The organism is Prevotella sp. HMSC077E09, assembly GCF_001814685.1.
In the GTDB taxonomy this organism is placed as follows: Bacteria; Bacteroidota; Bacteroidia; order Bacteroidales; family Bacteroidaceae; genus Prevotella; species Prevotella oris.
This window is the reverse complement of record NZ_KV817572.1, coordinates 51450-58541: the sequence shown is the minus strand read 5'-3', so window position 1 is coordinate 58541 and position 7092 is coordinate 51450. Positions and strand designations below refer to the sequence as shown.

General features: G+C 42.9%; 9 protein-coding genes and 2 pseudogenes. 8 read left to right on the top strand and 3 right to left on the bottom strand.

The features are described from left to right. The 3 genes and pseudogenes from HMPREF2983_RS08165 to HMPREF2983_RS08155 all read left to right on the top strand — a co-directional run. The coding region (locus HMPREF2983_RS08165) for a transposase (protein ID WP_141757649.1) at window positions 1-428 on the top strand (428 nt) is incomplete at its 5' end. A 12-nt stretch (window positions 429-440) separates the two neighbouring features. Then, window positions 441-1076 (top strand): annotated as a pseudogene (locus HMPREF2983_RS08160) (site-specific integrase); the annotation flags it as partial. Further along, window positions 1073-1477, top strand: a complete 405-nt coding sequence (locus HMPREF2983_RS08155) for a hypothetical protein (protein WP_070667683.1) — start codon at window positions 1073-1075, stop codon at window positions 1475-1477. The pseudogene HMPREF2983_RS08160 and the gene HMPREF2983_RS08155, both read left to right, overlap by 4 nt. 472 nt (window positions 1478-1949) lie before the next feature. On the opposite strand, the gene HMPREF2983_RS08150 is transcribed toward HMPREF2983_RS08155, so the two are convergent. Further along, window positions 1950-2573: a helix-turn-helix domain-containing protein gene (locus HMPREF2983_RS08150; RefSeq protein WP_246829379.1), complete on the bottom strand. Its 624-nt coding sequence runs from the start codon at window positions 2571-2573 to the stop codon at window positions 1950-1952. A gap of 337 nt (window positions 2574-2910) precedes the next feature. Here HMPREF2983_RS08150 and HMPREF2983_RS08145 point away from each other — a divergent pair, with 337 nt between their 5' ends. From HMPREF2983_RS08145 to HMPREF2983_RS08125, 5 genes are all read left to right on the top strand, one after another. Further along, a complete protein-coding gene (locus tag HMPREF2983_RS08145) occupies window positions 2911-3756 on the top strand; it encodes an aldo/keto reductase (protein WP_070667681.1) in 846 nt (281 codons plus the stop codon). Beyond that, entirely contained in the window at window positions 3749-4309 is a 561-nt protein-coding gene (locus tag HMPREF2983_RS14440) for an acyltransferase (RefSeq protein WP_070667680.1), read from the top strand. The genes HMPREF2983_RS08145 and HMPREF2983_RS14440 overlap by 8 nt, the downstream gene beginning before the upstream one ends. An 83-nt stretch (window positions 4310-4392) precedes the next feature. Further along, the gene (locus HMPREF2983_RS08135; protein WP_246829378.1) at window positions 4393-4824 is read left to right on the top strand and encodes a nuclear transport factor 2 family protein; all 432 of its coding nucleotides are present in this window, start codon (window positions 4393-4395) and stop codon (window positions 4822-4824) included. Window positions 4825-4831: 7 nt separating this feature from the next. Then, window positions 4832-5443, top strand: a complete 612-nt coding sequence (locus HMPREF2983_RS08130; RefSeq protein ID WP_070667678.1) for a flavodoxin — start codon at window positions 4832-4834, stop codon at window positions 5441-5443. A gap of 56 nt (window positions 5444-5499) precedes the next feature. Next, the gene (locus tag HMPREF2983_RS08125) at window positions 5500-6534 is read left to right on the top strand and encodes a carboxymuconolactone decarboxylase family protein (RefSeq protein WP_070667677.1); all 1035 of its coding nucleotides are present in this window, start codon (window positions 5500-5502) and stop codon (window positions 6532-6534) included. Window positions 6535-6701: 167 nt separating this feature from the next. Here HMPREF2983_RS08125 and HMPREF2983_RS08120 read toward each other — a convergent pair whose 3' ends face one another. Together HMPREF2983_RS08120 and HMPREF2983_RS08115 are read right to left on the bottom strand one after the other, a co-directional pair. After that, on the bottom strand, window positions 6702-7004 hold the full coding sequence (locus HMPREF2983_RS08120; RefSeq protein WP_070667676.1) for a helix-turn-helix domain-containing protein: 303 nt from the start codon (window positions 7002-7004) through the stop codon (window positions 6702-6704). After that, window positions 7001-7092 (bottom strand): annotated as a pseudogene (locus HMPREF2983_RS08115) (multidrug DMT transporter permease); the annotation flags it as partial. The gene HMPREF2983_RS08120 and the pseudogene HMPREF2983_RS08115, both read right to left, overlap by 4 nt.

Genomic DNA, 7092 nt, shown 5'->3' with positions numbered 1-7092 from the left:
ATGAGAAAGGAGAGCTTCTCAACTTTATGATAACGCCGGGAGATGTTGATGACCGTAAGCCTTTGGAATACAAAGCATTCATAGATTTCATACATGGTAAGCTATTCGGTGACAAAGGGTACATCAGCAAGAACCTCTTTCAAAGGCTTTTTGTTGATGGAATACAGCTTATAACCAAATTGAAAAGTAACATGAAAGGAGCTTTAATGAGTGTTTCAGACAGACTTTTACTCAGAAAAAGAGCCATTATAGAAACGGTGAATGATGAACTTAAGAACATTGCACAAGTAGAGCACTCCAGACATAGATGCTTTGACAATTTCAGCGTCAACTTATTAGGAGCCATTGCCGCCTATTGTCTGTTTCCAAAGAAGCCTTGTATTAATAATGTACAAAGGACTATGGACACACAGCTTGCATTGTTCTGAATTCGTCGAACTCACGTTAAATATGAGAAAGCGGAACAGAAGATACGCTTTCTGCAAAAGAGCGATGTTGCAAAACTCATGGCATTGAGAGTAATTGATAAGGAAGCAGAACAAGCAAGACGGATGTTTATCTTTTCTTGTTTTACGGGATTGGCTATTGCTGATATGGAACATTTGCAATTTGGACACATTCAAACGGCAGCCGACGGACAGAAATATATCCGTAAAGAAAGGCAGAAGACAAAGGTGGAGTTTGTTGTGCCACTGCATCCCATAGCGGAAGTCATCATCAAGCAATGCAAGGCAGAGCAGGAAAGAAACAAAGAACGGAAGACGGTGAAAGAAAAAGGAAACGACCTTGTCTTTCACTGTGATTGCAGCCGTAGCGTAATGAGTGCAAAGCTGAGCATCGTGGGCAAGGCTTGCGGTATCAGGGAACGGTTGTCCTATCATATGGCAAGGCACACGTTCGGCACAATGAGTTTAAGTGCAGGCATTCCAATAGAAAGTATTGCAAAGATGATAGGGCACGCCTCTATATCAAGCACTCAAATCTACGCACAAGTAACGGACAACAAGATTTCGGAGGATATGGACAGGCTGATAAGGAAACATCAAAAGGAAGAAACAAAAGAGGAAGCCGTATGAATATCTATCACCAGCAAACGAAAGGAGACCGCAGTTATTTCGAGTGGGGCGATAATATGCAAATCACTCGTAAAGGCAAAGGCGAAATCGCAATGACCGAGAGCGAATTGGTAGATTTCTTCGATGTAACATGGAGGAAACTCAATTATTGTCTGCAACTACTCCTCAAAACATATCTCCTACAATCCGAAGAAAGGGATATAGGGGAGTTGGAAGTATTCGTGAACGGGCGACTACGAGAATATGCCCCACTTTATCCGCTTTCAATCATCATCGCTTTGTCTTATCAATTGGACAGCACAGAAGCCCGCTTGTTCAGGAAATACATCTGTCGAGAACTGCAGCGCTCTGCACCTGTGATGGAGCAGATATTCCTATATGGCAATGGTAGTGTCAATTGATATACTTTTCTCTTTCACCGATATTATCCTACTACATTACTACAGGGAGGGATCATACAGTGAAAGAAAAAGGTAAAGCGTGTAGTCAGAAAGTAGAAATTACTATTACTACCGTCTGACTACATGTCACCTTTACAAAGGAACTTTTATGAATAGATAAACATGGATTATAAAGGAAGTAATGAGGATGCCATCATTCTGTAAAGATTGTTTTGGCGATACCCCCAAATATGATTTAAACTGACAACTAAAGTGCCGAGGATAATCAAAATCAAGAACTTCCACAGTTTCACTAACCGTCTTTTATCTACATAATCATTACCGGATTAACGTTTAAAACATTCTTCATGCAACTCTTGTGTTGTTTTATCTCATAAAGATAACACTTTTTATTTCAATAAATGATAACTCTAAAACCCAACAAATTGTTTTTACAATACGTGTAAATCACAGCCAGCAAACACAATAGCCTTTATTTTCTTGGTTGCAAACTTTGTCGGTATTCACTGGGCGACATTCCGAGATGTTTTGAACAATAGCGACTAAAATAAGAGAGCGAAGTGAAGTCCATGAGGTCGGCTATCTGCGTGAGTGATAGCGTGTCGTTGTCGAGATAGTCCTTTATAATAGGCACAGTATGGCGGGCAATGAGCGAGGTAACACTGTTGCCCGTGGTGCGTTTCACCGTTTTTGATAAGTATTTTGAAGTGATGTTGAGTTGCTTGGCGTAGTAACCTAGATTGCGTTCTGTGCGCGACTGGCCAGCTGCAAGCATGTTCATCAACTCTTTAACCACGTAGCTCTGGCGGTCGGTGCTCTGCTGCGTTTCGTTTCTGTGGGCGTGGAAAGAGAAGAGGTCGTACATCATCGTGCGACACAGGCTTGCTATTATTTCCAAATAAAACCGATGTTCGCCCTTTTCTTGTATGCGGTCGCGGATAATTCGAATGTCGGCTAAGAAACGTTCGCCTTCTTCTTTTGTAGCATGAATAATGGGGTCTGCATAGAGACTGATGCCGCCCCCGATGGCAAAGCTGTTGGATGGCAACTGTTTGAAAAGGAATGTGTATTGCGTGGCAAAGAATTCTACTCTCAAACGCTTACTCGCAGCCAGATTTTTTAATTTGTGGGGCTGTGTGAGAATCAATATGTCGCCGGCGCAAAAGTGAAAACATTTCCCGTTGAACACGAAGCTGCCTTCGCCTTCCAAGCATATCATGTGCCCACAGCAGTCGCTTAGTTGTATGTCGTTAATGCTGTAAAAATCAGTGGAATATATAAGTTTCAACTGCTCCATGTAACAAAATTACGGCTAATTTTAGGTATTTCCAAACGTTTGGGCATTTTTGTGAAAGCTTAGGGTGAAAAAGTGAAACAATCCACTTGAAGATAAGGTGTAACTTTGCAGTGGTAAACATTAAAATATAGAAGTTATGGAATATGTAAAGTTAGTCAATGGTGTTGAAATGCCGCTATTGGGGTATGGTGTGTTTAGGGTGTCGCCAGATGAGTGCGAGCGTTGCGTAAGTGATGCACTGAAAGTGGGCTATCGGCTGATAGACACTGCGCAGGCTTACGGCAACGAAGACGGAGTTGGCCGGGCGTGGCGTAAGAGTGGCATTCCGCGCGAAGGGCTTTTCTTGGTTACAAAGGTTTGGATAAGCAATGCAGGCGAGGAGAGGGCGGCAGCAAGTATTGACGAAAGTCTGCGTAAGCTCGACACCGATTATGTTGACCTGCTGCTAATTCACCAAGCCTATGGTGACGTGTTTGGCACTTGGCGCGCTATGGAGAAAGCTTATCGCGAGGGTAAGGTGCGGGCCATTGGCGTTTCTAATTTCCAAGCTGGGCGTTTCTTTGATTTCGCTCATTTTGTAGACGTGAAACCCATGATTAACCAATTGCAATGCAATGTTTTGGCGCAACAGCAAAACATACAACCGATATTGGCAGAGACGGAAACCAAGACTATGGCATGGGGACCGCTTGGCGGTGAGGGTGCCGACGGTGTTGTAAAGAGTGAGTTGCTTATTGCCATTGGGCAGAAGTATGGCAAGTCGGCAGCACAAGTAGCACTGCGTTGGCTGATACAACGTGGCATCGTGGCTATTCCAAAGAGTAGTCATATAGAACGCATGCAACTGAATTTCGATATATTCGATTTCGCACTTAGCCATGATGATATGGCTCATATAGAAACGATGAATCAATCGGATGCAGGTTTCATCAATTTCAACGACCCCGCATTTGTGAAATATCTCCTTGAAACTTATGGATAAGAACGTGTTTGAACGACTGCGTGCTGGCGAACCTGTTAATATGCGTGATGCGGACTATGCCGATGCAGTTGAAGAAATTAATCGCACGCGTATGGCGATATTCGATATTAACCAGTTACGCCCTGACCGCATAAAGGTTCATCAGGCCTTTGATAGGCTTTTTAATGAGCCAATGGATGAAACAACCCATATCGCAACCCCTTGCCAGATAAACTTTGTCAACCAGGTAAAACTGGGTAAGCATGTGTTTATCAACCATTCGCTCTGTATGATGTCGGCGGGTGGCATAGAGGTGGAAGACAACGTTCAGATTGGGCCAGGAGTAACCATAGTCACCACCAACCACGATTTTCATGACCACAATACGCTCATCTGTGGTAAAGTGACCATTAAGCGTAATGTGTGGATTGGATGCAGGGTAACCATCATGCCTGGCGTTACTGTCGGTGAGAATGCAGTCGTTGCAGGTGGAGCGGTTGTAACCAAAGATGTTCCTGCAAATAGTGTTGTGGGGGGAGTTCCCGCGAAAGTAATAAAAACGATAGACAAATGAAGAAGATAATTTTAAGTATAATTGCAATTTTATCAGTAGTGGCAATGGACTCACAAAATAATAAAACAATTGAGCAACGAATTATGGAACTTGAAAACCGCGTTGCTTTAAAAAATCTCGTAGACACATTTTCAAATCTCTCTGACACAAAAGAGGCGGAACTGCAAGCCCAACTTTTTACGGAGGATGCAACGGTGAAGACGCTTATTAATGGAAAGGTGTCTGTAGAGTTAAAGGGCAGGAAACAGATTGCCGAGGCGTTTGGAAATTTTCTTGCCAAACAGGAAACCATCTATCACATCAACGGGCAGCAGACTGTTACCTTGAACGGTAACCGTGCTACGGGGATTAGCTATTGTCAGGTAGCTATGATTGCGAAGGTTGACGGCAAACGAACGATAACCCAGCAAGGAGTGCGCTATGACGATGAATATCAAAAGATAGACGGGCGATGGTATATCAAGAACCGAATATCCAACTTTATGTGGAGAGATACACGAGAACTTAACAAATAAATGGCTAATGGTATTCAGGAAAATGATTTTAATGCTGATAGAAATACTTCTATCGGTATCATGTAGTGGAGAACAGAAAAAGGAAGTTGAAAATAATCAGATGATGAATAATAGCAAGGTCTTAATCGTATTCTTCTCGCATGCAGGCGAGAATTATAGCGTAGGGAATGTGAAAGTGGGCAATACCAAACTGGTTGCCGACGAGATTCAGAAACGCACAGGAGGTGATAAGTTTGAGATTGTGGCTGAAAAATCATACGATATGCCCTACAGTCAGCTTATTGAAATCGCAAAGGAAGAAGCTCAAAATGGTGAGAAACCCGCGTTTAAGGGTGAGGTGAAGAATATTGAGCAGTACGATACAATTTTCATTGGCGGCCCTATTTGGTGGGGTACGTATCCACAAGTGATGTTTACCTTCTTTGATAAGTACGATCTTAATGGCAAAACCATTATTCCTTTCACAACACACGAGGGGAGTGGGCTGGCCAATACCGTTGAGGATGTGAAACGCGCATACCCGAAAGCCAAGGTAATGGAAGGCTTTGCTGTCTATGGTCATGAAGTGCGGAAGAGTATGCAGAAAGTAGACCTGTGGCTCAAAGGGCTGGGCTATTAACAGAGACAGAGGATGTCTGACAAGGTTTCAATGTAATATGATATAGATTATAAAACATGAGCTTAACAAGTAAACAACAGGTTTTCATTACAGTAGCTGCAATAGAAGCCAAAGGTGATATAAGTGGACTGAAAGTTGTTCTTAACGATGGACTTAACAAAGAGTTGACCATTAATGAAGCTAAGGAAACTCTTTCTCACCTCTATGCCTACACAGGATTTCCTCGCTCGTTGAACGCATTGAATGCACTCCAACAGGTTATCAAGGAAAGAGAGGAAAAGGGTTTGAAAACTGAAAAAGGTGTTGAAGCAGATGCACTACCGACTGATTACGATGCTTTGAAGACGGGAACTGCCATACAAACACAACTCACAGGAGGCAAACCTTTCTGTTATACTTTTGCTCCCCAGATGGATTATTATCTCAAGGCTCATCTTTTTGGTGATATATTCAGTCGTAATAATCTTACTTTCGCAGACCGAGAGTTGATAACTATTGGTGCTATATCTGCACTGCCAGGCTGTGATTCCCAGCTCCTCGCACATGTGTCTGGTTGCCGAAATATGGGGGTAACAGACGAAGAGCTGCGTGCTGTTCCATCGCTTTTGCGCTTAAAGGTTGGTGAGGCTAAGGCCAATCGCGTAGAAAAGGCACTCAGAATCGTACAAAATTTGCCTACGAAAATAATTGAGACAGTAGACTTCAAGATATGGCCGAAAGGAGAACTAAATACTGCTTATGCGCAATACTTCATAGGAAACAGCTATTTAGCCGATATGAACAGCCAAAATGGTGGCCCGTATAACGTCACCTTTGAACCGCGTTGCCGTAATAATTGGCACATTCATCATCACAGTGTTCAAGTTCTTATCTGTGTGGCAGGGCGCGGTTGGTATCAAGAGTGGGGTAAAACTGCCGTCGCGTTAAAATCCGGAATGGTTGTCACTGTACCCGAAGGTGTGAAACACTGGCATGGTGCAGCTCGTGATTCTTGGTTTCAACACCTTGTTTATACCACAAAGGCGGAGGAAGGAGCTAACAATGAATGGTTAGAGCCTGTGACAGATAAGAACTACGACCTGTTGAAGTAATCGTAACCAAATAAAAAGCTGAAGAAGAAAAGAATATTAATACTGATGCGGTAATGGTTTCTTTATGTATCTGTGAGTTATAAAATCGTATTTTGAGCTTTAAAATGATGTTCCCGACACATCAAAAGTATCCTTTTCGTGTGTCGGGAACACATTTTTCGTTAAAGCTATATGACGTTTCCTTTGTAATTCTCCTCCAACATCCTTTCTAAATCCGAAGCCTTATAGAGTATCTTTCCTGCAAACTGCGTGTAGGGAATAATCTTCCTGTCTCGGTAGTCCTGCAAGGTACGGGGACTGATATACAGCCGCTCGCACACTTCCTTACCCGTGAGGAAAAGTTCGCTAGCAAAGAGTGGCTTGTGTGTCTGTACCACTTCCACAATCCGTTTCCCCACACCTCTCAATGCCGAGACAACCAGCTGCATCTCGTCCATCTCCATGTTCAAGTCTCTTGCTGTTTCCATCATATCATTTTGTTTTTAGGTTTGTTCGACTTCGTAAGAAGCAGTGTTTCCACATCCTCACGCTTGTAATAGCACTTGTGTCCGATTTGTG

Coding starts and splice junctions, on each gene's coding strand:
- HMPREF2983_RS08155 (WP_070667683.1), top strand. CDS start 1,073: ATGAATATCTATCACCAGCAAACGAAAGGAGACCGCAGTTATTTCGAG.
- HMPREF2983_RS08145 (WP_070667681.1), top strand. CDS start 2,911: ATGGAATATGTAAAGTTAGTCAATGGTGTTGAAATGCCGCTATTGGGG.
- HMPREF2983_RS14440 (WP_070667680.1), top strand. CDS start 3,749: ATGGATAAGAACGTGTTTGAACGACTGCGTGCTGGCGAACCTGTTAAT.
- HMPREF2983_RS08135 (WP_246829378.1), top strand. CDS start 4,393: ATGGAACTTGAAAACCGCGTTGCTTTAAAAAATCTCGTAGACACATTT.
- HMPREF2983_RS08130 (WP_070667678.1), top strand. CDS start 4,832: ATGGTATTCAGGAAAATGATTTTAATGCTGATAGAAATACTTCTATCG.
- HMPREF2983_RS08125 (WP_070667677.1), top strand. CDS start 5,500: ATGAGCTTAACAAGTAAACAACAGGTTTTCATTACAGTAGCTGCAATA.
- HMPREF2983_RS08120 (WP_070667676.1), bottom strand. CDS start 7,004: ATGATGGAAACAGCAAGAGACTTGAACATGGAGATGGACGAGATGCAG.